This window comes from Methylobacterium sp. D54C (assembly GCF_053345595.1).
Window position 1 is genome coordinate 249158 of the sequence record NZ_JBKFAK010000001.1, and the last position, 22535, is coordinate 271692.

22 protein-coding genes are annotated in these 22535 nt (G+C 73.0%); 8 read left to right on the forward strand and 14 right to left on the reverse strand.

Annotated elements, in window-relative coordinates; translation table 11 throughout:
- Positions 1–15: 15 nt before the first annotated feature.
- Positions 16–1488 (forward strand): MDR family MFS transporter, encoded by a 1473-nt coding sequence (locus ACLBYB_RS01385; RefSeq protein ID WP_447697634.1) that lies wholly within the window; start codon positions 16–18, stop codon positions 1486–1488.
- 111 nt (positions 1489–1599) lie between these two features.
- Complete coding sequence (gene xseA, locus ACLBYB_RS01390; RefSeq protein WP_447697635.1) at positions 1600–3300, forward strand: exodeoxyribonuclease VII large subunit; 1701 nt, start codon at positions 1600–1602, stop codon at positions 3298–3300.
- Positions 3301–3349: 49 nt separating this feature from the next.
- Here xseA and ACLBYB_RS01395 read toward each other — a convergent pair whose 3' ends face one another.
- Complete coding sequence (locus tag ACLBYB_RS01395) at positions 3350–4102, reverse strand: GNAT family N-acetyltransferase (RefSeq protein WP_447697636.1); 753 nt, start codon at positions 4100–4102, stop codon at positions 3350–3352.
- 125 nt (positions 4103–4227) lie between these two features.
- On the opposite strand from ACLBYB_RS01395, the gene ACLBYB_RS01400 reads away from it, so the two are divergent.
- Together ACLBYB_RS01400 and ACLBYB_RS01405 are read left to right on the forward strand one after the other, a co-directional pair.
- Positions 4228–5655 carry an alpha/beta fold hydrolase gene (locus ACLBYB_RS01400; RefSeq protein WP_447697637.1) on the forward strand — a complete coding sequence of 476 codons (1428 nt, stop codon included), beginning with the start codon at positions 4228–4230 and terminating at the stop codon, positions 5653–5655.
- Positions 5652–7199: a GMC family oxidoreductase gene (locus tag ACLBYB_RS01405; protein WP_447697638.1), complete on the forward strand. Its 1548-nt coding sequence runs from the start codon at positions 5652–5654 to the stop codon at positions 7197–7199. The genes ACLBYB_RS01400 and ACLBYB_RS01405 overlap by 4 nt, the downstream gene beginning before the upstream one ends.
- 6 nt (positions 7200–7205) lie before the next feature.
- Here the strand turns inward: ACLBYB_RS01405 and ACLBYB_RS01410 are convergent, their stop codons facing one another.
- Positions 7206–7922 (reverse strand): GNAT family N-acetyltransferase, encoded by a 717-nt coding sequence (locus tag ACLBYB_RS01410; RefSeq protein ID WP_447697639.1) that lies wholly within the window; start codon positions 7920–7922, stop codon positions 7206–7208.
- On the reverse strand, positions 7919–8545 hold the full coding sequence (locus tag ACLBYB_RS01415) for an FMN-binding negative transcriptional regulator (protein ID WP_447697640.1): 627 nt from the start codon (positions 8543–8545) through the stop codon (positions 7919–7921). The genes ACLBYB_RS01410 and ACLBYB_RS01415 overlap by 4 nt, the downstream gene beginning before the upstream one ends.
- A gap of 98 nt (positions 8546–8643) precedes the next feature.
- On the opposite strand from ACLBYB_RS01415, the gene pdxR reads away from it, so the two are divergent.
- Positions 8644–10149, forward strand: coding sequence for a MocR-like pyridoxine biosynthesis transcription factor PdxR (pdxR, locus tag ACLBYB_RS01420; protein ID WP_447697641.1), 1506 nt, complete (start codon positions 8644–8646; stop codon positions 10147–10149).
- On the opposite strand, the gene ACLBYB_RS01425 is transcribed toward pdxR, so the two are convergent.
- The 9 genes from ACLBYB_RS01425 to ACLBYB_RS01465 all read right to left on the reverse strand — a co-directional run bounded on the left by ACLBYB_RS01425 (position 10121) and on the right by ACLBYB_RS01465 (position 19335).
- Complete coding sequence (locus tag ACLBYB_RS01425; RefSeq protein WP_447697642.1) at positions 10121–11395, reverse strand: hypothetical protein; 1275 nt, start codon at positions 11393–11395, stop codon at positions 10121–10123. The two genes, pdxR and ACLBYB_RS01425, sit on opposite strands and share 29 nt — an antisense overlap.
- An 88-nt stretch (positions 11396–11483) precedes the next feature.
- On the reverse strand, positions 11484–12509 hold the full coding sequence (locus ACLBYB_RS01430) for an ABC transporter ATP-binding protein (protein WP_354454233.1): 1026 nt from the start codon (positions 12507–12509) through the stop codon (positions 11484–11486).
- Positions 12510–12517: 8 nt separating this feature from the next.
- A complete protein-coding gene (locus ACLBYB_RS01435) occupies positions 12518–13573 on the reverse strand; it encodes an ABC transporter ATP-binding protein (RefSeq protein ID WP_091977028.1) in 1056 nt (351 codons plus the stop codon).
- Positions 13570–14505, reverse strand: coding sequence for an ABC transporter permease (locus tag ACLBYB_RS01440; protein ID WP_020093449.1), 936 nt, complete (start codon positions 14503–14505; stop codon positions 13570–13572). The genes ACLBYB_RS01435 and ACLBYB_RS01440 overlap by 4 nt, the downstream gene beginning before the upstream one ends.
- 14 nt (positions 14506–14519) lie before the next feature.
- On the reverse strand, positions 14520–15473 hold the full coding sequence (locus ACLBYB_RS01445; protein WP_056522601.1) for an ABC transporter permease: 954 nt from the start codon (positions 15471–15473) through the stop codon (positions 14520–14522).
- A 160-nt stretch (positions 15474–15633) separates the two neighbouring features.
- The gene (locus ACLBYB_RS01450; protein ID WP_447697643.1) at positions 15634–17256 is read right to left on the reverse strand and encodes an ABC transporter substrate-binding protein; all 1623 of its coding nucleotides are present in this window, start codon (positions 17254–17256) and stop codon (positions 15634–15636) included.
- A gap of 107 nt (positions 17257–17363) precedes the next feature.
- Entirely contained in the window at positions 17364–17747 is a 384-nt protein-coding gene (hpxZ, locus tag ACLBYB_RS01455) for an oxalurate catabolism protein HpxZ (protein WP_091680011.1), read from the reverse strand.
- Entirely contained in the window at positions 17744–19144 is a 1401-nt protein-coding gene (locus ACLBYB_RS01460) for an AtzE family amidohydrolase (RefSeq protein ID WP_447697644.1), read from the reverse strand. Before ACLBYB_RS01460 ends, hpxZ begins: the two co-directional genes overlap by 4 nt.
- On the reverse strand, positions 19141–19335 hold the full coding sequence (locus ACLBYB_RS01465; RefSeq protein ID WP_447697645.1) for an AtzG-like protein: 195 nt from the start codon (positions 19333–19335) through the stop codon (positions 19141–19143). The genes ACLBYB_RS01460 and ACLBYB_RS01465 overlap by 4 nt, the downstream gene beginning before the upstream one ends.
- Positions 19336–20103: 768 nt before the next feature.
- Between ACLBYB_RS01465 and ACLBYB_RS01470 the strand changes: the two genes are divergently transcribed.
- The 3 genes from ACLBYB_RS01470 to ACLBYB_RS01480 all read left to right on the forward strand — a co-directional run bounded on the left by ACLBYB_RS01470 (position 20104) and on the right by ACLBYB_RS01480 (position 21353).
- Positions 20104–20484: a DUF6481 family protein gene (locus ACLBYB_RS01470; RefSeq protein ID WP_447680619.1), complete on the forward strand. Its 381-nt coding sequence runs from the start codon at positions 20104–20106 to the stop codon at positions 20482–20484.
- A gap of 171 nt (positions 20485–20655) precedes the next feature.
- Positions 20656–20961 carry a hypothetical protein gene (locus tag ACLBYB_RS01475; RefSeq protein ID WP_447697646.1) on the forward strand — a complete coding sequence of 102 codons (306 nt, stop codon included), beginning with the start codon at positions 20656–20658 and terminating at the stop codon, positions 20959–20961.
- Between the two features lie 104 nt (positions 20962–21065).
- Entirely contained in the window at positions 21066–21353 is a 288-nt protein-coding gene (locus tag ACLBYB_RS01480) for a hypothetical protein (RefSeq protein WP_020093457.1), read from the forward strand.
- Between the two features lie 15 nt (positions 21354–21368).
- Here ACLBYB_RS01480 and ACLBYB_RS01485 read toward each other — a convergent pair whose 3' ends face one another.
- Positions 21369–21575, reverse strand: a complete 207-nt coding sequence (locus ACLBYB_RS01485) for a hypothetical protein (RefSeq protein WP_091680024.1) — start codon at positions 21573–21575, stop codon at positions 21369–21371.
- A 189-nt stretch (positions 21576–21764) separates the two neighbouring features.
- On the reverse strand, positions 21765–22430 hold the full coding sequence (locus tag ACLBYB_RS01490; protein WP_447697647.1) for an HAD family hydrolase: 666 nt from the start codon (positions 22428–22430) through the stop codon (positions 21765–21767).
- Positions 22431–22535 lie beyond the last annotated feature (105 nt).

Here is a 22535-nt window from a genome sequence, read left to right on the forward strand (position 1 = left end):
GCCTAGATCGGCCCGATGCCCAAGTCCCTCGAGACGCGCCGCCCGCTGGTCCTCGCCGCGGTGATGGCGTCGATGTTCATGATCGCCATCGAGGCGACGATCGTCTCGACGGCGATGCCGCAGATCGCCGGTCATCTCGGCGACCTTCACCTCTATGCCTGGGTGTTCGCGTCCTTCCTGCTGACGCAGACGGCCACCACGGTGGTGTTCGGCAAGCTCTCGGACCTCTACGGACGCCGGCCAGTCCTGCTGTTCGGCATCGCGGTGTTCCTGGCGGGCTCCCTCCTGTGCGGGCTCGCGTGGTCGATGCCCTCGCTGATCCTGTTCCGCCTCATCCAGGGCGTCGGCGCAGGGGCGATCCAGCCGGTGAGCCTGACCGTCATCGGCGACCTTTACGCGGTGCGGGAACGCGGCAAGGTCCAGGGCTACCTCGCGAGTGTCTGGGGGATCTCGTCGGTGGCCGGCCCGCTGGTCGGCGGCCTGATCATCGGCCACCTGAGCTGGCCCTGGATCTTCTGGATCAACCTGCCGATCGGCGTGATCGCGGCCGGCCTGTTCCTGTGCTTCCTCCACGAGGGCGTCGAGCGCCGCCCGCGCCAGATCGACGCAATCGGTGCGGCCCTGTTCACCGCCGCCATCGCGGCGCTGATGATCGCGCTGACCGAGGCGGGCGAGTCGGCCGAAGCGGCCCTGTGGCCGGCGGTGGCCTTCGTGGTGGCCGCGACCCTGTTCGTCGTCCAGGAGCGGCGCGCGCCGGACCCGATGCTCGACATCCGCCTGTGGTTGCAGCGCCCCATCGCGACCGCCAACACCGCGACGCTGCTCTCCGGCATGACGGTGATCGGGCTCACGGCGTTCCTGCCGATGTACGTGCAGGGCGTCATGCGGCAGTCGCCCCTGATCGCCGGACTGACCCTGACCCTGATGGTGCTCGGCTGGCCGATCGGCGCCACGACGGCGGCGCGCAGCTTCGTGCGGTTCGGCCTGCGCCCGATCCTGCTGGTCGGCGCGACGCTCCTGCCCCTCGGCGCGGTCGCCTTCGTGGCTCTCGGGCCCGACACCTCCCCGGCGGTGGCGGCCTGCGGCTCGGTCGTGATGGGGCTCGGCATGGGCTTCCTGTCCACGGCCGCCATCGTGATCATCCAGGACAGCGTCGCCTGGGCGCAGCGCGGGGCGGCGACGGCCTCCAACATCTTCTCGCGCAACCTCGGCTCGACCCTCGGCGCGACCGTCCTCGGGGCGGTGCTGAATTACCGGCTCGCGAACCCGTCGAGCGGCCCGGCGGTGAACTCCGATCAGCTGCGGCGCCTGCTCGACGATCCAGCAAGCCTCGGGGCCGGCGGCGAGGCGATCCGGGCCGGCCTGGAGCACGCCCTGCACGGCACGTTCTGGACGGTGTTCGCCGTGGCGGGGCTGACCCTGCTCCTGTCGCTGCTGGTCCCGCCGGTGGCGATCTCCGACCGGCCGCGCGAGCTCGCCATCGAGTGAAGGGAGCGGCATTCGCCGAGGGAGAGGCGCCGCAGGCGCGGCGCCGGCCGAGCGATCCCGTCTCCACAGCGGGCCTTTGACTGTCCCGCCGGAGGCCCCTAGCGTCGGCTCATGCCCCTCGTGCCGCCCCCGCGCCCCGCAGCCCAGCAAGCGGCGGACATCCCGCCGACCAGCGTGCTCAACGCCAACCAGCCGGAATGGTCGGTCGGCGAGCTCGCGGGCGCCCTGAAGCGCACCCTCGAGGACGCCTTCGGGCACGTCCGGCTGCGCGGGGAGATCTCGGGGTATCGCGGCCAGCACGGCTCGGGCCACGCCTATTTCTCCCTGAAGGACGGGCAGGCGCGGATCGATGCGGTGGTCTGGAAGGGCGTGTTCGGACGCCTGCGCCAGCGGCCGCAGGAGGGGTTGGAGGTCGTCGCCACCGGCCGCATCACGACCTTCGCGGGCAAGTCCTCGTACCAGATCGTCATCGAGAGCCTGGAGCCCGCGGGGCTCGGCGCCTGGATGGCGCTCCTGGAGGAGCGCAAGAAGCAGCTCGCGGCCGAGGGCCTCTTCGCGCCGGACCACAAGCGGCCGATCCCCTACCTGCCGCGGGTCGTCGGCGTCGTCACCTCGCCGACCGGCGCGGTGATCCGCGACATCCTCCACCGGCTGGAGGACCGCTTTCCCCGTCCGGTCCTCGTCTGGCCGGTGCGGGTCCAGGGCGACGGCGCGGCCGAGGAGGTCGCGGCCGCGATCCGCGGCTTCAATGCCCTCCCGGCCGGGGGGCCGATCCCGCGCCCGGACGTGCTCATCGTGGCCCGCGGCGGCGGCTCGATCGAGGATCTCTGGGCCTTCAACGAGGAATGCGTCGTCCGCGCCGCCTTCGCGAGCGCGATCCCGCTGATCTCGGCGGTGGGGCACGAGACCGACACCACGCTGATCGACTACGTCTCGGATCGCCGCGCGCCGACCCCGACGGGCGCCGCCGAGATGGCGGTGCCGGTCCGCGCCGACCTGATCGCCACGGTGGCGGACCTGTCGGCCCGCGGCCGGGGGGCGGTCGGGCGCCGGATCGACCTCGACCGGTCGGACCTGCGCGCCCTCGGACGCGCCCTTCCGAGCGCCGACGCCCTGCTGGCGGCCAAGCGCCAGCGGCTCGACCTCGCCGAGGCGCGCCTTGCCCCGGCGCTGGCGGCGGGCGCGAGCCGCCACCGCGCGCGGCTCCAGCTGCTCCTCGACCGGATGGCCCGCCGCTCGCCCGACGTGGCCCTCGCCAACGCCCGCGCCCGGCTGGCGCGGATCGACCACCGGCCGCTCCACGCCCTGCGCAACGACGTCCAGCGCAAGGGCGAGGCCCTGGTCCAGCTCGGGCGCCGCCTCGTCGTCGCGCGCGAGGCCAGCCTGGAACGGGCCCGGGCGCTGCAGGCGCGCCGCACCGACCGGCTCCTCGCCCTGTCGGAGCGCCTCACCCAGGCGGGCGCGCGCGGCATCGAGCGTCGTCGCGACCGGCTCGACGGTCTGGCGGGCCTGCTCGGCTCGCTCAGCTACCGCGCGGTGCTCGACCGGGGCTACGTGCTGGTGCGCGACGCCGCGGGGCTGCCCGTCCGCCGCGCCGCGGAGGCGGCGGCCGCCCAGCGCCTCAGCCTGCAATTCGCCGACGGGACCGTGACGGCCGTGCCCGACGGGACGGCCGATCCGTCCCTGTCGGCCGCTCCATCCCCGGCCGCGAAGCCCGCTCGGCGCGGCGGCGCGGCCGCGCCGGCGACGGCCGGCAAGCGGACCGGCGCGAGCCCCGCCCCGACGCGGCAGGGCTCGCTGTTCGACGCCTGAAACGGTCGCCGCGGCCGGATGTAAGGGCCGGCCCGCGACCCCCCGCGTCTCAGCCGGGCTCCGGTCCGACCCGGTAGTGATAGCGGTACAGTTCGCGCTCGAATCCGAGGGCGCTGTAGAGCGCCCGCGCCGGCGTGTTCGCGGCCACGACCTGCAGGCAGGCGGCCCGGGCGCCCTCCCCGCGGCCCCAGCGCAGCAGCGCGCCGACCGCGCGCCGGGCATGGCCGCGGCCGCGCAGGGGTTCGGGCGTCGCCACCGCCTCGATGACCATCAACTCGCGGTCGAGCACCCCGAAGGCGATGGCGCCGATGCCACCCTCGGCCGCGGCCGCCGCGAAGGCCCGCGGCAGGGTCAGGGCGGCGACGGTGTCGCGGAACACCCGCGCGGCCGCTCCATCCGCCCGGTTCACCGCGTCGCGCAGGGCCAGCCAGTCCGGCCCGGGCGCCGCGGCGACCGCCACGGCCGGATCGGGCGCAATCGGCAGGTCGTCGAGACCGCGGATCAGCGTGCAGGTCTCGTCGACCACATCGTAATCGCCGCCGGCGAGGAGCGGCTCCATCTGCGGGGCGATGGCCGGCACGCGGAAGATCGGGCGCTGCCCCAGGCGGCCGTAGATCGCGCGCGCCGCCGCGATGGCCGGTCCGGGCGCGCCGCTCCCGCGCAGGGGGTTCACGGAATTCTGCCGCTTCGAGCGGCCGCCGGCGGCGCGCAGCAGGTAGCCGTGGACCAGGAGCTCGCGCGGGCTCGGCCAGGCGTTGAGGCAGGCCTCCTCCACGCGCCAGGCCTGTTCGAGATCCGCCATCGCCGCCTCCTCCGATGCTCCTGATCGCACGCGGCCACGACTCGGCCAATGAGTCCGAGACAAGACTTCGGCCATGCGGCGTCGCGTACGCTTGAAGCATTCCGGCGCCGCGCGATGTCTCGCCGATGTCCGAGCCCGAAGTCCTGTTCTGCCTGCACTTTCTGGGCGGAAGTGCCCGAAGCTGGGAGCGTCTCGCGCGCGCCCTCGACGGGACGCCGTTGACTTGCGTGCCCGTAGACTTGCCGGGCTTCGGCGATGCCGCCGGCACGCCGGGCTACTCCGTCGCCGCCATGGCCGATCACGTGGCCGAGGCCATCCGCGCGCGGGCTCCGGCGCGCTACGCGATTGCCGGCCACAGCATGGGGGCCAAGGTGGCGCTGGCGCTCGCGCGCCGGGCCGAGGATGGCGAGGCGGGGCTGGCGGGGCTCACCGACCTCGTCCTGGTCTCCGGTTCGCCGCCGAGCCCGGAGCCGATCCCGAAGGACCGGCGCGCCGACATGCTCGCTTGGATCGACGCGGATCCCGAGACCCGGCGCCGCGAGGCCGAGGCCTTCGTGCGCGCCAACGTGGGCGACGGCCTGGATCCCGAGACCGAGGCGTGGGCGGTGGCCGACGTCCTGCGGGCCGAGCCGGCCGCCTGGAAAGCCTGGCTCGAGGAGGGCGCCAACGAGGATTGGTGCCGCCGGGTCGGCGTCCTGCGCACCCCGGCGCTGATCCTCGCCGGGTCCGAGGATGCCGACCTCGGGCCGGAGGCGCAGCAGGCCCTCACGGCGCCCCACCTCGCGCACCATCGTCTCGTCACCGTGGACGGCGTCGGCCATCTCCTGCCGCTGGAGCGGCCCGCGGCCCTGGCCGACCACCTGCGCGCCCATCTCGGTGACCGGCCTCGGCTGCCCGTCGAGGCCGGCCCGGCGGTGCCGCCGGACTACGCGGCGCTGATCGCCTCCGAGCGCGTGAACAGCCGCCTCCGTGAGGCGCTCGCGGATCGCGCCGCGCCGGGCGATCCCGCCTATCGGCCGGCGGCCCTCGACCCGGTGGAACTCGCGATCCTGCGGGCTGCCCTCGCCCGCGTCGTGCCGGTGCCGCACCTCGATCTGGCCGGCCGCCTCGACCGGCGGCTTTCCTCCGGCGACGGGGACGGCTGGCGCTTCTCGGCCCTGTCGCCGGACGCGGAGGCCTACCGCGCCGCCCTTCGGACGCTCGACGCCGCCGCCCGCATCGCCCGCAACCGCCCGTTCGTGACCCTCGACGCGGCCGAGCAGGACGGGCTGCTCACCCTGTGCGCGCGCGCCGCGCTGAAGGTTCCGGAAAGCCTCGGCGGCCGCCTCGACGCCGACCGGATGCGGTTCTGGTTCGAGGATCTCCGCGCCGACGCGGTCCGACTCTGGCTCGGTCACCCGGCGGCCCTGGCGCGGATCGGCTTCTCGGGCATCGGTGCCGGCGGCGACCGGCCGGGCGAGATCGCGGACGACCTGCCGGGCTTCCAAACCGTCGGACTCGACGCGCCGGAACCCTGGGAGCCTCGGGCGGTGCGGACGGAGGCGGGACGATGAACCTCGCGGGGATGCGGACCTACCGCGCGGACGAGGCCGTCGACGCGGTCGTGGTGGGGACCGGTGCCGGCGGCGCGCCGCTCCTCGCGCGCCTCGCCGCGGCGGGGCTGAAGGTCGTGGCCTTGGAGGCCGGACCGAACTTCACCCCGGAGCGCTTCGCCTTCGACGAGACGCTGGCCGACGAGATCTACTGGACCGAGGAGCGGCTGAGCGGCGGCTCGACCCCGGAGGCCTTCGGGGCGAACAACAGCGGCACCGGCGTCGGCGGCTCGACACTGCACTGGGGCGCCTTCGTGCCGAGGGCCGACGCCCGCGACCTCCGATTACACACGGAGAGCGGCGAAGGGGTCGACTGGCCGCTGACCTACGAGGACCTGCGCCCGTTCTACGAGCGGGTCGAGCGGTTCCTCGGCGTCTCGGGCGCGCAGAGCTACCCGTGGGACGCCGGCCGCCGCTATCCCCTGCCCCCGGTCCCGCGCAACGGGCCGGCGCAGATCATGGCGCGGGCCTGCGAGGCCCGCGGCATCCGGTGGGCGGACGCGCCCGCCGCCGTGGTCTCGCGGGACTTCCAGTCCGAGGACGGGCCCCGCCGCAACGCCTGCATCAATTGCGGCTTCTGCCACCAGGGCTGCCGCACGGGCGCCAAGGCCAGCATGGACGTGACCTACCTGCCCTACGCGGTCGCCCACGGCGCCGAGATCCGGGCCGAGGCCTTCGTCCATGGCCTGGAGCGGGGGGCCGACGGCCGGATCACCGGCGTGGTCTACCGGCAGGACGGCGCGGAGCGGCGGCAGCGCTGCGGCGCCGTCTTCCTCTGCGCCGGGGCGGTCGAGACGCCGCGCCTGCTGCTCCATCTGGGCCTGGCCAATTCCAGCGGCCAGATCGGGCGCAACTACATGGGGCACGTGGCGACCCAGGTCTGGGGCACCTTCGACCACGAGGTGCGCATGAACCGGGGCTATCCGTCCTCGCTGATCACCGAGGACTTCATCCGCGCCGGTGCCGATTTCGCCGGCGGCTACCTGATCCAGAGCCTCGGCGTGGTGCCGTTGACCTTCGGCAACTCGGCGGCGCGGGGGCGCGGCCTGTGGGGTCAGCCGCTGCTCGACTACCTCGACCGCTACAACCACTTCGCCGGCATCGGCATCAACGGCGAGACGCTGCCCTGCGACGCAAACGTGCTGACCCTCGCCGACGAGACCGACGCGCACGGGATGCGCAAGGCCCATATCAGCTTCGGCTACAGCACCAACGAGAACCGCCTCAACGCGCACGCCACCAAGGTCATGCGCGATCTCTGGGAGGAGGCGGGGGCCGACGACGTCTGGGTGCTGGAGCGCGTCGCCCACACGCTCGGGACCTGCCGGATGGGCCGCGACGGGACGAGCGCCGTCGTCGACCCGCACGGCCGCAGCTTCGACATCGACAACCTGTGGATCTGCGACGGCTCGACCTTCCCGAGCTCGCTCGCGGCGAACCCGGCCCTGACCATCATGGCGCTTAGCCTGCGCAGCGCCGAGGCGTTCCTGGCCGGCGGCCCCTGAGCCGGCTCAGCCCGCGGCGTCGCGCAGGTCAGCGAGCCCGCGCCGCTGGCGACCCGCCCCGTCGAAGTTCGACGGGTCCAGCCACGCCGCGAAGCCGGCGCGCACCCGCGGCCACTCGGTATCGGTGATGGAGAACCACGCCGTGTCGCGGGAGCGGCCCTTCACCACCATGGCGTTGCGGAAGATGCCCTCGAAGGTGAAGCCGAGCCGCAGCGCCGCCGCCCGGGACGGGGCGTTGAGGCTGTCGCATTTCCACTCGTAGCGCCGGTAGCCGAGCTCGTCGAAGGCCCGGGCCATCATCAGCGCCATGGCCTCCGTGGCGGCGGGCGCCCGCTGCAGCCGGGGGCCGAAGTGGAGGTGGCCGACCTCGATCACGCCGTTGGCGGGATCGATCCGGAGATACGAGGCGATACCGAGGGCGTCGCCGCTCTCGGGATCCAGGATCGCGTGAAACAGCGGGTCCTCGCTCGTCTGCTGCCTCGCGAGGCGCGCCCGGTAGGCCTCCGCGCTCTCCGGCATCTCGTCGCCGAGATAGGTCCAACCGCGCGTGTCGGGGGCGGCCCTGTAGGTGGCGTAGAGTGCGTCCGCGTGCGCCGCGGCGTCGAGCGGCACGAGCCGGCAGAAGCGGCCCTCCAGGGGCGTGCGCGGCGGGCGCGGGCGCGGGCTCCAGTCCGGTAGCGCCGGGCCGACGCGCTGGCCGAAGCCGTTGAGGCGCGCGCTCACAGCCCGCTCCGCTCGGCGACCAGCCCGGCGAGACCCGCCTCGCCCTCGGCGCGCAGCCCCGCGATGACCCCGTGCCGGTCGGCCTCCGGCCTGTTCTGGCTCATCTTCCACTTCCCCTCGATCCGCGTGATCGGAATCTCGATGCCGATGATGCCCCGAACCTGCGCGGCGACGAACGGCGCCGGCGCGTCCGCGACCGCCCACGGCTCGGCCCGGGACGCCTCGCGCAGGGCGGTGAGGTCGGCGATCTGGCGCCCGAGCCAGTCCGTATCCTCGATCATCCGCGGCCGGCCCCAGGCATGGACGGTGGCGTAGTTCCAGGTCGGGACCACCCGGCCGTGCTCGCGCTTGCTCGCGTACCAGCTCGGCGTGACGTAGCCCTGCGGCCCCTGGAACACGATCAGGCACTCCTCTGCCGCGGTGAGATCCTGACCCTGCGGGTTGGCGCGGGCGAGATGCGCCCGCAGCACCCCGTGGGGACCGTCGTCGTCCAGGAGGAACGGGATCGGGTTGGCGGTCAGGCCACCCGCGCCGGCGGTCACCAGCAGGCCGAGGGGGTTGGCGCGGATCAGCGCGTGCTGCGCGGCGCGTGAATCGTCCCGGAAATGGGGCGGCTGGTACATGGGCCTGTCCTGCGGCGATCTTGCGGATCCGGGCTTGACCGTTCGGCGGTCCAGGCGAAAGGTCCAATTCTCGCACCGCGACTGGACCAGTTTGCCGCATGGCCCGGGCTCCCCTGCCCCTGACGCTCACCCTCGACACCGCGGCCGCGGCGCCGCTACACGCGCAGCTCCGGGAGGGCCTGCGCGCGGCGATCCTCGAGCGCCGGCTGCCGCGCGGGGCCCGGCTCCCGGCCTCGCGGGTCCTGGCCGCCGACCTCGGCTGCGCGCGCGGGACCGTCGTCCTGGCGCTGGAGCAGCTGACCGCGGAGGGCTACCTGACGGCGCGGCCGGGCTCCGCGACGCGCGTCGCCGCGACCCTGCCGGACGACGCGCTGCCCGCGCCCGGCCCCCTCCGACGCCCGGGGGACGAGCCGGCCCCGACCCTGTCCCGTCGGGGCACCCGCCTCGTGTCCGCTTCGAGCCGGCGCTACATGGCGGGTCCGGGCGTGCCCGACGCCTTCGCGCTGGGCCGGCCGGCGCAGGACGCTTTCCCCTTCGAGGTCTGGGGTCGCCTGCTCCAGGCCGAGTGGCGCCACGGCCCGACCGAGCGGCCGGACCCGCGCGGCTCGCCGGCCCTGCGCGCCGCCATCGCCGCCTACCTGGCGCAGGCGCGCGGCGTCGCCTGCGAGGCCGACGACGTCATCGTCACCGCGGGTATCCGACAGAGCCTGCGCCTGCTCGCCGAGTTGCTCCTCGATCCCGGCGAGACCGCCCTGGTCGAGGAGCCCGGCTTCCCGGGCATCGCGCAGGCCCTCGCCGGCGCCGGCCTGAACCCCATCCCCGTCCCGGTCGGTCGCGGGGGCCTGTCGGTGGCCCTGGCCGCCGCGGGGGCGCCCGGCGCGCGGCTCGCGGTGGTGACGCCGGCCCACCATTACCCTCTCGGGCACGCCATGAGCCTGGAGAACCGCCTCGACCTGCTGGCCTGGGCCGAGGCGGTCTCGGGCTGGATCGTGGAGGACGATTACGACGGCGCCTACCGCTACGCTGGACGCCCGCTCGCGCCGCTGCGCGCCCTCGATCGCGGCGGCCGGGTGATCTACGTCGGCAGCTTCTCGAAGCTGCTGCTGCCCGCCCTCGGCCTGAGCTACCTCGTCCTGCCCCGCGGCCTCGTCGCGCCGGTCAATCAGGCGCTGGCCGAGACCGGTCCCGCCCCGCCCGGGATCGGCCAGTGGGCGCTGGCGCGCTTCATCGAGGACGGCCACCTCGCCGGCCATCTGCGCCGGACGCGCCGCCTCTACGCCCTGCGCCAGGAGGCGCTGATTGAGGCCGCGCGCCGCCACGCCGGGGACGTCGCGGCGATCGCCGCCATGGAAGGCGGGATGCACGTCATCGCCCGGCCGGGGCCGGCCTGGCGCCCGGCCCTCACCGACGTGGCCGCCGCGGCGGCGCTCGGCCGCGCGGGGATCTCGGCGGTCGCGCTCTCGGCCTACCACGCCGGTCCGGCGGAGCCGGGCCTGCTCCTCGGCTACGCCGCCGTGCCCGAGCGGGCGATCGAGCCGGCGGTGCGGCGCATGGCGGAGGCCCTGCGGGCGGCGGTCAGTGGAGGATCGCGCCCGTCTCCATGAACCGGTTCAGCCGCTCGACCAGCGGCGCGACCATCACCCGCTCGTACTGCGGCAGCAATCCCCGCCGCGCGTGGGCCACGTTGGCCTCAGCCTGCTCGCGGGCGAGGCGGTGCCAGCGCGCCCGGTCGTCCCGGCACGCGGCCCAGGCGCGCTCGATCGACCGGAACACGAGCGGCAGGCGCTCGGTCGGGTCGGACACGAGGTCGTAGTGGTGGTCGATCAGGCCGCCGAAGGTCTCGAAGCCCAGCTCGGACAGCCGCGCGACGGCGCGCGGCGCGCCCACCGTCACGAAGGGCAGGCCCGTCGCCGCCGCCTTGATCGCCTTCTCGGTGATCCGCTCGACGCCCGGCTCGAAGAAGTCGGTCTCCGAGATGACGGTCAGGTCGCACGCCGCGTAGGCCTGGGTGTCGAGGGTCATGACCATGTCGGTGCCCTGATCGGCATCGATCCGCCGCGCCCGGCGCGGGATCCAGCTGCCGACATCGGCGAGCAGCGGCCCGAAGGCCGCCTCGATCTCCGGCGGGGCGTGGAAGACGTCGATGCCGCCCGCCTTCGGGTTGTCCTCGCCGATGCCGTGGAAGGAGATCAGCCCGTCCCGATCCAGCCCGCTGAGCTGGAACCAGCGGTAGAGCAGCACCCGGTGCCAGCGCAGCGCCGCGTTCTGGCAGAGGAACCGGGCCGGGCCGGCGGCGCGGGCGAAGGGCGCGTAGCCGGTGCGGTCGAGGGGGTGCTGGGGGAAGAGCCGCGGACCCTCGGCGTCGTCCAGCCAGAGGGCGACCTGGAGCGGGAAGAACTCGAAGGTCCAGAACCGCAGGCCCTCGCCGTAGAGGCGCTCGTAGTCGAGCCGCAGCAGCCGGTTCTGCGTGACCAGGATCACCCGCTCGCGCGGGATCCCGCGGTCTTCGAGGTTCCGGTGCAGCGCCTCGAAGGTCGGGGCGTGCAGGCCCGGCCCCTCGTTCGAGAGGTCGAGGAGCAGCGCGGCGCGCCCGGCGCGGAGGTTCTCGGCGTCCCCCGGTTCGAGGAGGTCGAGGCGCCCGTTCGCCTCCGGGAAGCCGAGGCGCACGAAATCGAGGACCGGCAGGCAGAGGACGTGGTTCGCCGGGCCGGGTTGGGCGGTGACGGTGACCCGCTTGCCCAGCCAGCCGAGGGCCGCCGGCAGGAAGTGCCCGGCCTCGCCCCGGGGGACGAGCAGGATCTCGGACGGGACTGGCCCGGATAGGACTGGCCCGGATTGGACTTGGCTCATCGTGACGCCCGTGCGGCCGGTTCGGACGCGGTCCGCCGCCGCGGGACCGCGCCGAGCCGGATAAAGCCTCGGCGCGGGTGCGTCGAGGTCAGGCCGGGACCGGCTCGGCGGCGCGCACCGGGGTCGGGCCGGCCCGGTAGGCCGCCGAGGCCTCCTCGGTCCGCCAGCAGGCGACGCGGTGGCCGGGGGCGATCTCGGCGACCGGCGGCATCTCCCGGCGGCAGCGTTCTTCCGCCAGGAAGCAGCGCGGCGCGAACGGGCAGCCCGGCGGGCGGTTGGCGAGGTCGGGCGGGCTGCCCGGGATGGTCTGGAGCCGGGAGCCCTTGGCGAGCGCCCCCTCGGCCCGGCTGCGCAGCAGGCCGATCGTGTAGGGATGGTGCGGGTTCAGCACCACCTGATGCGCCGTGCCGGTCTCCACGATCTTGCCCGCGTACATCACGGCGATCCGGTCGGCGACCTCGACCGCCGCGCCGAGATCGTGGGTGACGATCACGATCGACAGGCCGAGGTCGCGCTGCAGCTCGCGGAGCAGCAGCAGCACCTGGATCTGCACCGTGGCGTCGAGCGCCGTGGTCGGCTCGTCGGCGAGCAGGACCTGCGGCCGGCAGGCCAGCGCCAGCGCGATCATGGCGCGCTGGCGCATGCCGCCCGACATCTCGTGCGGGTAGTTGTCGAGCCGCCGCTCCGGGCTCGGGATCCGCACCCGCTCGAACAGGGCGAGCGCGCGCTTGCGGGCCTCGTCCTTGGAGATCGTCTCGTGGCGCAGGATCGCCTCGGTGATCTGCCGGCCGACCGTGTAGACCGGGTCGAAGGCGAGCAGCGGCTCCTGGAAGATCATCGAGACGTCGCCGCCGCGGAAATCGGCGAGCTGGCGCCGGGTCAGCGCCTGCACGTCCTTGCCGGCGGCCCGGATGCCGCCCTCGATCCGGCTGCGCCCCTCCGGGAACAGCCGCAGGATCGCCCGCAGGGTCACGCTCTTGCCGGAGCCGGATTCGCCGATGAGCGCCAGCGCCTGCCCGCGCTCCAGGCTCAGGTCGACGCCGTCGACGACCTGCACCTTGCCGAAGGCGACGCGCAGGTTCTCCAGGGCGACCGCGGGTTCTGAACCGGACATCGGGGCGCTCATGCTGCCAGCGCGCCCGCGGGCGCCGCGGAGTGGCCGGAACCCGGCTGGCGGGCGAGGCAGGCGACGCGGTGCAGCGGCCGGATCGTGTCGAGGGGCGGCTCCGTCCGGCCGCAGACCTCCTCCGCCAGGGCGCAGCGCGGGTGGAAGCGGCAGCCCGACGGCGGGTCGATCGGGTTCGGCGGGTCGCCCGCGAGCAGCGCCGCCTGGGTGCGGTTGTCGGGATCGAGCGACGGCATCGAGGCGAGCAGCGCCTCGGTGTAGGGGTGCGCCGGCGCGTCGAGCACCGTGTCGGACGGTCCGATCTCGGAGACCCGGCCGAGATACATCACCATCACCCGGTCGGAGATGAAGCGCACGACGTTCAGGTCGTGGCTGATGAAGATGTAGGTCAGGCCGAACTCGGCCTTGAGGTCGAGGAGCAGGTTCAGGACCTGCGCCTCGACCGACTTGTCGAGCGCCGAGACCGCCTCGTCGAGGAGGACCAGCCGCGGCTCCAGGGCGAGCGAGCGGGCGATGTTCACCCGCTGGCGCTGGCCGCCGGAGATCTCGTGCGGGTAGCGGCCGGCGAAGCGCTTCGGCTCCAGCCCGACCCGGGCGAGCAGCCCGCGGGCGCGTTCCACCGCCTCGCGGGCGGGCACGCCGTTGACCTTCGGGCCGAAGGCGATCGACTGCTCGACGGTCATGCGCGGGTTGAGGGACGCGTAGCTGTCCTGGAACACCATCTGGGCTTGGCGGCGGTAGGACCGCCAGGGCATGGCGCGCTCGCCGACCGGCTGGCCGTCGTACAGCATGGTGCCGGAATCGCGCTCGATCAGGCCCATCAGCAGCTTGGCGGTCGTCGACTTCCCGCAGCCGGATTCGCCGACGATGCCGAGCGTCTCGCCCTTCAGGACGTCGAAGTCGACGCCGTCGACCGCGCGGACGACCTGCTTCTTGCCCCCGGCCTTGCGGACCGGGAAGTGCTTGACGAGGCCGGAGACCGATAGGAGCGGCTGGCCGGGTCCGCCGCGGTCGCGGGCGAACGGGTCGGGGGCGTCCGGGATGACGCTCACTGGCGAATCTCCATGGCGGACCGGAGCCCGTCCGAGAACAGGTTGAAGGCGATCGAGACGATGAAGATGCAGACGCCCGGGAGGGCGGCCACGACCGGATTGACGTAGATCGCGGTGCGCAGGGTGTTGAGCATCAGGCCCCATTCGGGCTCGGGCGGGCGCACGCCGAGGCCGAGGAACGAGAGGCCGGAGGCCAGGATCATCGAGACCGAGATCAGGCTGGTCGCGTAGACGAAGATCGGCCCGACGACGTTGCCGAGCACCTGCACGCGCATGATCGTCAGGGCCGAGGCGCCCGACAGCTTGGCGGCGTCGATGTAGTCGCGCTTGCGGATGCCCGTGGTGACGCTCTCGGCGACGCGGGCGATCTGGGGCACGAACACGCAGGTCAGCGACACGATCGAGTTGAAGATGCCGGCGCCGAGCGCCCCGGACAGCGCGATCGCCAGCAGCACCGACGGGAAGGCGAAGAAGACGTCGATGGTGCGCATCAGGATCGTGTTGGTCCAGCCGCCGACGTAGCCGGCGAGGATCCCGATCGCGGAGCCGATCACGAAGGCGATCAGCACCGGCGTGACGCCGATGAACAGCGACAGCCGCGAGCCCAGCATCAGCCGACTGATCATGTCGCGGCCGAGCTCGTCGGATCCGAGCCAGTAGGTGGCGTCGCCGACGTGCCTGAGGCGGCGCAGCATGGAGCCCTTGTAGGGGTCCATCGGGGTGATCCAGGGCGAGAGGATCGCGATCAGCACGACGATCAGGATCACGGCGCCCGCGCCCATGGCGACGGGGTCGCGCACGAGCCGGTGGCCGACATGGCCCCAGAAACCCCGCGACGGGGCGAAGGCGGCCTCGGGCCCGTGGGTCACGTCCTCGGCGGCGAGGACGCCGCCGTCGAGGGCCACGGAGGCCGCGGTGACGGGAACGGTCATCGTCGGGCTCCGGCTCAAGCGCGCTCGATGCGCGGGTCGAGGGCGGTCTGCATCACGTCCACCAGCAGGTTGAGGAGCACGAAGAACATCGCCAGCACGAGGATCGAGCCCTGGAGCAGGGGCAGGTCGCGCTGGAAGATCGCGGCGTTGAGAAGGAAGCCGGTGCCCGGCCACGCGAACACGGTCTCGACCAGGATCGAGCCGCCGAGCAGGTAGCCGAGCTGCAGGCCCATGATGGCGAGCGCGGTCGGGGCGGCGTTGCGCACGACGTGGCGGAACACGCCGCGCTCGTCCATGCCCTTGGCGCGCAGGGCCTCGACGAAGTCCTGGGACAGGATGTCGGCTACCAGCGCCCGGACCGTGCGGGCGATGATGCCCATCGGGATCACCGACATCGTGATGGCCGGCAGGATCAGGTAGCGCAGGTGCTCGAAGTCGGGCCGCCAGTTGCCGGAGCCGTCGGGCCCGGCTCCGGTGGGCGGCAGCCAGCCGAGATTGGCCGAGAACACGATCACCAAGACCATGCCGAGCCAGTAGTGCGGCACGCTCACGCCGAAGACCGACACGGCCGAGGCGGCCCGGTCGGCCAGGGAGTTGCGGTGATAGCCCGCCACGAAGCCGAACAGGGTGCCGAAGGTGAAGCCGATCACGGTCGCCACCGAGGCGAGGATCAGCGAGTTCACCACGGCGCGGCTGACCTCGCCGAGCACCGGCCGGCCGGTGGCGATCGAGGTGCCGAGATCGCCGTGCAGCACGTGCCAGAGCCAGATCAGGTACTGGACCGGCAGCGGCTTATCGAAGCCGTAGGCGGCCCGCATCTCGTCGATGGTGGCCTGGGTGGCGTCGGCGGGCAGGACCGCGCTCAGGGGATCGCCCGGCGCGAGGTGGACGAGGAGGAAGCAGACGACGCTGACCCCGAACGCCACGGGCGTCACGTAGACCAGCCGTTTGAGGATGTAGAGCAGCATTCAAGGGCCTGTTGTCGACTCAGCCGAGACTATTCCCCTCCCCCTTGTGGGGAGGGGTCAGGGGTGGGGGCGATTCAGGAGGCACCGCAACGCCCTATCCTGCACCACCCCCACCTCCGGCTCCTCCCCACAAGGGGGAGGAGAGAGGCGCCCCGTTACGCTACCGCCCCGCGGTCGCCATCGTAATCTTCGAGAAGTCCTGGAACCAGTTCTGCGCCTGGACGAAGCCCTTCACCTTGGGGCTCATCGCGCGCGGATTGACGTCGTGCGTGATCATGATGAACAGCGCGTCATCGACGTACTTCTCGTGGACCTTCTCCAGGACCTTCGTCTGCTCGGCCTTGTCGAAGGTGTTGCGGACCTGATCGAACAGCTTGTCCATCGCCGGATCGCAGTAATAGCCCCAGTTCGTGCCGTTCGGCGGGGCGAAGTTGCACTGCAGGTGGCGGATGAAGCCGGTGAAGGGGTCCTGGATGAAGTACGAGTAGTTGATCGCCGAGACGCCGCGGGAGATGTCGGCCTTGGCCCCGGCCCGCCAGATGTTGATCAGCGTGTTCCACTCCACGACCTCGTAATCGACCTGGATGCCCACGTCGGCGAGGTTCTGCTGGACGAACTCGTTCATCGGCAGCGGCTGCATCTGGCCCGAGCCCGAGGCCGAGATCGCGACCTTGAGCTTCAGGGGCTTGGCCGCGCTGTAGCCCGCCTCGGCCAGCAGCTTCTTGGCGGCCTCCGGATCGTACTTGATGTCGAAGGTCGGGTGGCCGAACCACTGGTGGCCGGGCGGCATGAAGCCCTTGGCGGGGATCGCGAGGCCGCCGAGCAGCTCCTTCAGGCCCTCGCGGTCGATGGCGAGGTTCGCGGCCTTGCGGACGCGGATGTCGTTCCAGGGCGAGCCCTCGACCCGCGACAGGTGCCACGTCCAGTTATGCGGGTAGGCGTTGGTGACGATGGTGAAGCCGGCGCTCTTCAGCGAGGCCACGGAATCCGGCGCAGGCGCCTCGATCCAGTCGACCTGACCGGAGCGCAGGGCGGCCGTCCGGGCGTTGGCCTCCGGCAGCGGGATCAGCACGAGCTTGTCGAGCTTCGGCACGCGGTCCTTGTCCCAGTACTCCTTGAAGGGGACCATCTCGGCGCGCTCGCGCGGGGCGAACAGGGTCAGCTTCCACGGGCCGGTGCCCGAGGGCTGCTTGGCGAAGGCGTCCCAGGACTTGCCGAGCTTCTCCCACTGGGCCGGCGACGACATCATGATCCAGGCGATCTGGTAGGGCAGCGTCGCGTCGGGGACCTTGGTGGTGATCTCGACGGTCAGCGGGTCGACCACCCGGTAGCTCGCGACGGCCGGGATGCGGGTCTTGCCCTGCGCGGACTGGCGCGGGTCGTATTGCGGCGCGTCGGCCTTCAGGAGCTTGTCGAGGTTCCAGACCACCGCGTCGGCGGTGAAGTCCGAGCCGTCGTGGAATTTCACGCCCGGGCGGAGCTTGAAGGTCCACTTGGTCTTGTCGGTGGCGTCGACGCCCCAGCTGGTGGCGAGCCCCGGCACGAGGTCGGAGGCCAGCTCGGCGCTCGACAGGTCCCAGTTGATGAGGCCGTCATAGACCGTGTAGCCCATGAACCGCATACCCTCGCCGCCGTTGTCGGTCTGGCCGGTGGTCAGCGGGATGTCGGAGGCGGTCATGCCGATCCGCAGCGTCCCCTGCGCGAGGGCAGCGGTGCTCGCGGAGAGCGCCAGGGCACCGGCCAGCGCGGTACGGGCGCCGAGTTTTCTCAGACGGGACAGCATCTTGGGTCGGGTACTCGCGTTGGTCCGCGCCAGACGGCGCGGAATACGCTCGACCGTATGCAAGCCCGCGGCCACACGCCCCCGCCGGGGCGCGGGCCGCTCCGCGGCTAGTCCGCGTCGATCAGGCTCACGTGGGCTGCGACCACCCGCCAGCCCTCCGGAAAGCGCGCCCAGGTCTGGCTCTGGCGACCGATCTTCCCCGGTGCGCTGGCGCGGGTGAACAGCGTCATCGCGGTGGCGAAGTCGCGCCCGTAGGTGGTGATCTGCGTCCGCGCCAGGGTCCGCTCCAGGCCCACCGGGGAGCGGGCCCGGCGGAAGGCGCGGATCGCGTCCATGCCGTAGAGGTTCTCGCCGATCCCGTAGCGGATGGTCAGCGGATCGTCCCGGAACAGCGCCTCCAGGGTCGGGACGTCGTTGGTGGTGAGCGCCGTCTCGTAGGCCCGGAACGCGGCCTCGACTTCGGCCTTCACGGCGGGATCGTCGATGATCATCGGGCAAGCTCCGCGATGGGCGCCGCGCTGACGCCGGTCCGTTCGAGATAGCGCGCCGCGCGCAGGACGAGATCCTCGCGCCAGGGCGCGGCGATGATCTGGACGCCGAGCGGCAGACCGGCGTCGAGCCGGACCGGCGCCGCCACGACCGGGAGGCCGATGAAGCTGACCGGCTGCGTGAATACGCCGATATTGGCGCGCACCGGCAGCGTCACGCCGTCGAGGACGAAGTGGGTCTGGCCGCCCCTCGGCGCGCGGCAGGGCGTGGCCGGGGCCAGGATCACGTCGACGGTCTCGAACAGCTCCAGCACCCGCGCCCGGTACCAGCGGCGGAACCGCTGCGCCCGCTCCACGTGGGGCGCCGGGATCATCGCCCCGGCGATCAGCCGGTCGCGCACCGCCGGGTCGAAATCCTGCGGCCGGGTGCGGAGACGGTCGAGGTGGAGCGTGGCGCCCTCCGCGGCGGTGATCAGGTAGGCGGCCGCGCGGGCGCGGTGCGCCTCCGGCAGCTCGACGGTGCGCCGCGCGCCGAGCGCCTCGGCGGCGCGCGCCACCGCCGCGAAGGCTTCCGGATCGCCGTTGCGGGCGAAATGGCCGCCGGCCACCGCGACGCGCAGGCCGTCGATCCCCGCCTCGAGCCCGGGCAGGACCGGCTCGGCGGGGCGGAGCGTCGCCACCGGATCGTCCGGATCGGGACCCTGCATGGCGTCGTAGGCGAGCGCGAGATCGGTCACGCTCCGGGCCATCGGCCCGAGATGGTCCAGGCTGCCCACGAACGGGAAGCTCCCCGCGCGCGACAGCCGGCCGTAGGTCGGCTTGAGCCCGAAGCAGCCGCAGAACGCGGCGGGGACACGGATCGAGCCGTTCGTGTCCGAGCCCAGCGTGAGCGGCACCATCCCGGCGGCGATGGCCGCGCCCGAGCCGCCCGACGAGCCGCCGGTCATGTGATCCAGGGCGTGCGGGTTGTGGGCGTCGCCGTCGTGGATGTTCTCGCCGGTGAAGTCGTAGGCGTACTCACCCATGTTGAGGGCGCCGACGAGGATCGCCCCCGCGGCCTCCAGGCGCCGGACCAGGGCGCCGTCCCGCTCGGCCGGCGGCCGCTCCCGGTTGATCTTCGATCCGGCGCGGGTCGGCAGGCCGTCGATGTCGATCAGGTTCTTCACCGCGAACGGCACGCCGGCCAGCGGGCCCGGCGACGCCCCGTCGCGGCGCGCCGCGTCCTGCGCGTCGGCCCGGGCCAGGGCGCGGGCGGACAGCACGTCGGTGAAGGCGCCGACCCGGTCGTTGAGGCGCCCGATCCGGTCGAGCGCCGCCGTGACGGCCTGCCGCGCGGTGGTCCGGCCATCGGCGATCGCTGCGGCGATCGCCGTTGCCGTCGAGGGATCGCTCGCGCTCACGCTTCGAACCTCGGGGCCGCGTCGATCTCGTCGGTGAGCGGGAAGGCCTCTACCAGCTCGGCCGCCGCGGCCAGGACGCGCAGATTCGCGGTCACCGGGGCGATCCACGCGGGATCGAGGGTGAGCCCGAGATGGGCCGCCGCGGCCGCGGCGTAACTCTCGGGATCGTACGGGGGGCGGGTCTCGGACATGGAACTCCTCAGGCCGATCGCGCGGGACGCGATCGATCTCGGCAAGCAGGCCCTGTGCCGCGAGCCCGCGCGCAGTGCCGCGAACCGGAGCGCCCGCGTGCCTAGATCATAGGCAGGCAGGCACGTGCTGGCGATGGATTCGATGCTCTCCGATCCGCGTGCACAAGAATTAGGCGGCGGCGGAAGAGCGGTTTCTGGGCACGCCCGTGCGCCGGAGCGGAATCGCGACCCCCCCGCGGGATCGAAGGTCCGGCAACGAATACGCTGTCGATTTTGCAGGTCTGCTTTGTGATGGAAGTATAGGTCCGTCCAGCGGACAGCTGCGCCACGGGCGCCGGGCGAACACGAATCTTGTCTTCGCCCGGCGCGCGACCCATCTAGGGCTGGCAGGCAAGTCCAGGGGATGGATGCGCGCCCACCTGTCGAGCACCGAAGCCCCTGCCGGCCGCCGGCCTGAGGTATTTCCGCACCGCGGGTCGAAACTCTTACAGAGTGGGCCGGGATTGTCGCTGGACCGACCGCCTGCGCAGGTCTCGCCGATTGCATCTCGCGTGAAGCTCTGATTAAGGGCTCTGCGATCTTCGAACAATGGTCCGACCCGAGCGTTCAGACGCAGGCCGAACGCTCGGGTCGGACCATCGGTACAGCCGGTGGATCGGTGCGGTTCCGGGGCGCGGGGATGGCGTCGGAACCTGCAGACTCCGTACGTGCCCGGCCCCGCCGGATGTCCCCGCGACACGCGAGACGTACCCAACTGAGAAAGGTCAGATGAGCGCATTCGACTACAGGAATTTCGACGACCGTCGCCAGAACTCGCAGAACGCCAAGGCCGCCCTGCTGGCCAAGTTCAAGGCTCGCCCCGCGGCCGATGACCCCGAGGTGATCGCCAAGGCGAAGGCCCGCGCCGAGGTCGCCAAGGCCCGCGAGGAGCGCTCCCGCGAGCGCGAGGCTGCCCGGATCGCCGCCGAGCGGAAGGCCGCCGAGGAGAAGCGGCAGCGGGAGGAGGCGGAACTCGCCGCCCAGATCGCCCGCGAGGCCGCCGAGCTGGCCGCCGCGCAGGAGCGCAAGTCGGCCGACCTGGCCGCCAAGAAGGCCCAGCGCGACGCGCGCTACGCGGCCCGCAAGGCGAAGGTCAAGACCAAGCGCTGAGCGCGGGCCGTCGGCTCGCCCGAGCTTCGGACGCCCACGACGCCCGCCCCTAAGGCGGGCGTCGTCGCGTTCGGGGGAGCGTGTCCGCACGCGGCAACCAACGCGCGCGGCAACGCGTTGAGGGCGGCCGAACCGCGACGCGCCCGTCCGGCGCGGGCAGCCGAGGCCGCGATGCTGTCCCGATCCCGACTGGTTCTCCCCGCGATCCTCGTCCTCGCCGCCCTGTCCGGCGCCGTCGCGCCCCGGACGGCCCGCGCGCAGGGGGCGGACTCGGTGATGGCCTGCGAGACGCTGATCGCCGCCCGGCGGATCGATGCGGCCTCGGGAAGCGGTGGCCCCGCTTCCACGGAGGCCGGCTGTCGGCGGATCCCGCGCAGCGCGATCGGCACCGTGGAGCAGCGGGCCCTGATCGGCGGGGCGCCCTACGAGTGCCTGACCGTCGCCGGCGGGGGTCCGTGCCGCTGGATCGTGCCCTGACGCGAAGGCTGTCGATTATTGCCGGAGCCCGCACTCTGACCAAGCTTCACGGGTGAGCGAGACGCTCTATCTGTGTCTCGAGCGAGTGAGGTCCGAACGTTAGTATGCCGAGTACCCTGGCAAGCACGCGCGTATCGATCGTGGCAGCGACCTGGATCGTCTCGGCCCTGGCCGGCGGGGCCGCCCGCGCGGAGCCGCCGATCCGGAGCCCGGAGGACGCGGCCTGCCGCAACGAGGCCCGCGCGAAGGTGTTCTCGGCGCCCAACCCGCAGGGTCTCGAACTCGAGGAGATCGGGCGCCGGATCTACTTCGCCTGCATGGACCGCGTCGCGAAGGCGGCCGCACCGGCGGCGAAGCGGGGTGGCCGGCGCCATCGGCACCGGCGGCATTGACCCGCGACGCGGGGGTCAGGCGTCGAGCGGCGCGCCGATCCGGGCGCGGAGCCGCAGCCGCAGGGCCTCGTTACCGCCTTCGGCATCGAGGGCGGCCATCAGGCGGAGCAGCTGGCTGAGCGGGGTCGACCGGCTCTCGACCGCGTCGGCGATCTGCTCCGGCAGCGACTTGGCGACCGGTACGAAGCGCGGTGCCGGGCCGGCCTGGTGAGTCTGGGGCATGCGAGGCGCTCGTCCTTCGAAGGAGTCCAGATTGGCGGGCGGGTCGCTACGCCTTTCGATCGACGGGCACCAGTCCTTTTCGCGTGAATACGTAGCCGGCATCGCTCCGCGTCACCGCGCTGCAACAGCGTGGCGGGAATGTGTGGACGACGCCGGACCCGCCGCGGAATCCGCTTGCCGGGCCGCCGCTCAGCGGCCCGCCAGCGGCGACTTCGCGAATCGGTCGAGCAGATCCTCGGGGTCCCGGTAGATCGCCGCGCAGCCGGCCGCCCTCAGGTCCGCCTCCGGAAAGCCGCCGCAGAGGAGGCCGACGGTGCGCAGGCCCGCCTTCGCGGCAGCCTCGGCGTCGTAGGGGGTGTCGCCGACGACGATGATCGCATCGGGCGGGACGCCGTCGAGCTTCGCCAGGGCGGCCTCGAAGATGTCGGGGTGCGGCTTGGACCGGTCCGCGTCGTCCGAGCTCGTGGCGACGTCGACGAGGTCGCCGATCTCCAGGATCTCGGTGTAGTGCTCGACCTCGGAGCGCTTGCCCGACGAGGCGAGCGCGATCTTCAGCCCGGCCGAGCGGATGTGCTCGAACAGCGGCCGGACACCCGGGAACGGCCGGACCTCGGACAGGTAGCGCCGTTTGAACAGGTCGGAGCGGTAGGCCTCGATGGTCTCGCCCTCCCGCGCGATCCGCTCCTCCGACAGGAAGACCGGCATCAGCTCGTCGCCGCCCTTGCCGATCTGCCGGCGGACTTCGGCGAAGCCGGTCTGCACGCCGAAATGCGCGAAGGCCTCCACCCAGGCGCGGGCATGCAGGTCGACGCTGTCGAGCAGCGTCCCGTCGATGTCGAAGATCACCGCGCGCATCGCAGCCCCGTCGCGGAGCCCTGCGCCCGCATCAGGCCGGACAACCTGCCGGCGCCCGGCCTGTTCCGCGCCGGGCCCACGAACGACGGAAGCCCGCCCCTGCGC

What these genes read in the sequence shown, in the direction of transcription:
- ACLBYB_RS01450 (WP_447697643.1), bottom strand. Translation starts at nt 17,256, where the DNA reads ATGCTGTCCCGTCTGAGAAAACTCGGCGCCCGTACCGCGCTGGCCGGT.
- ACLBYB_RS01395 (WP_447697636.1), bottom strand. Translation starts at nt 4,102, where the DNA reads ATGGCGGATCTCGAACAGGCCTGGCGCGTGGAGGAGGCCTGCCTCAAC.
- ACLBYB_RS01480 (WP_020093457.1), top strand. Translation starts at nt 21,066, where the DNA reads ATGCCGAGTACCCTGGCAAGCACGCGCGTATCGATCGTGGCAGCGACC.
- ACLBYB_RS01415 (WP_447697640.1), bottom strand. Translation starts at nt 8,545, where the DNA reads ATGTACCAGCCGCCCCATTTCCGGGACGATTCACGCGCCGCGCAGCAC.
- ACLBYB_RS01485 (WP_091680024.1), bottom strand. Translation starts at nt 21,575, where the DNA reads ATGCCCCAGACTCACCAGGCCGGCCCGGCACCGCGCTTCGTACCGGTC.
- ACLBYB_RS01385 (WP_447697634.1), top strand. Translation starts at nt 16, where the DNA reads ATGCCCAAGTCCCTCGAGACGCGCCGCCCGCTGGTCCTCGCCGCGGTG.
- xseA (WP_447697635.1), top strand. Translation starts at nt 1,600, where the DNA reads ATGCCCCTCGTGCCGCCCCCGCGCCCCGCAGCCCAGCAAGCGGCGGAC.
- ACLBYB_RS01490 (WP_447697647.1), bottom strand. Translation starts at nt 22,430, where the DNA reads ATGCGCGCGGTGATCTTCGACATCGACGGGACGCTGCTCGACAGCGTC.
- ACLBYB_RS01445 (WP_056522601.1), bottom strand. Translation starts at nt 15,473, where the DNA reads ATGCTGCTCTACATCCTCAAACGGCTGGTCTACGTGACGCCCGTGGCG.
- ACLBYB_RS01430 (WP_354454233.1), bottom strand. Translation starts at nt 12,509, where the DNA reads ATGTCCGGTTCAGAACCCGCGGTCGCCCTGGAGAACCTGCGCGTCGCC.
- hpxZ (WP_091680011.1), bottom strand. Translation starts at nt 17,747, where the DNA reads ATGATCATCGACGATCCCGCCGTGAAGGCCGAAGTCGAGGCCGCGTTC.
- ACLBYB_RS01440 (WP_020093449.1), bottom strand. Translation starts at nt 14,505, where the DNA reads ATGACCGTTCCCGTCACCGCGGCCTCCGTGGCCCTCGACGGCGGCGTC.
- ACLBYB_RS01405 (WP_447697638.1), top strand. Translation starts at nt 5,652, where the DNA reads ATGAACCTCGCGGGGATGCGGACCTACCGCGCGGACGAGGCCGTCGAC.
- ACLBYB_RS01425 (WP_447697642.1), bottom strand. Translation starts at nt 11,395, where the DNA reads ATGAGCCAAGTCCAATCCGGGCCAGTCCTATCCGGGCCAGTCCCGTCC.
- ACLBYB_RS01475 (WP_447697646.1), top strand. Translation starts at nt 20,656, where the DNA reads ATGCTGTCCCGATCCCGACTGGTTCTCCCCGCGATCCTCGTCCTCGCC.
- pdxR (WP_447697641.1), top strand. Translation starts at nt 8,644, where the DNA reads ATGGCCCGGGCTCCCCTGCCCCTGACGCTCACCCTCGACACCGCGGCC.
- ACLBYB_RS01400 (WP_447697637.1), top strand. Translation starts at nt 4,228, where the DNA reads ATGTCCGAGCCCGAAGTCCTGTTCTGCCTGCACTTTCTGGGCGGAAGT.
- ACLBYB_RS01470 (WP_447680619.1), top strand. Translation starts at nt 20,104, where the DNA reads ATGAGCGCATTCGACTACAGGAATTTCGACGACCGTCGCCAGAACTCG.
- ACLBYB_RS01465 (WP_447697645.1), bottom strand. Translation starts at nt 19,335, where the DNA reads ATGTCCGAGACCCGCCCCCCGTACGATCCCGAGAGTTACGCCGCGGCC.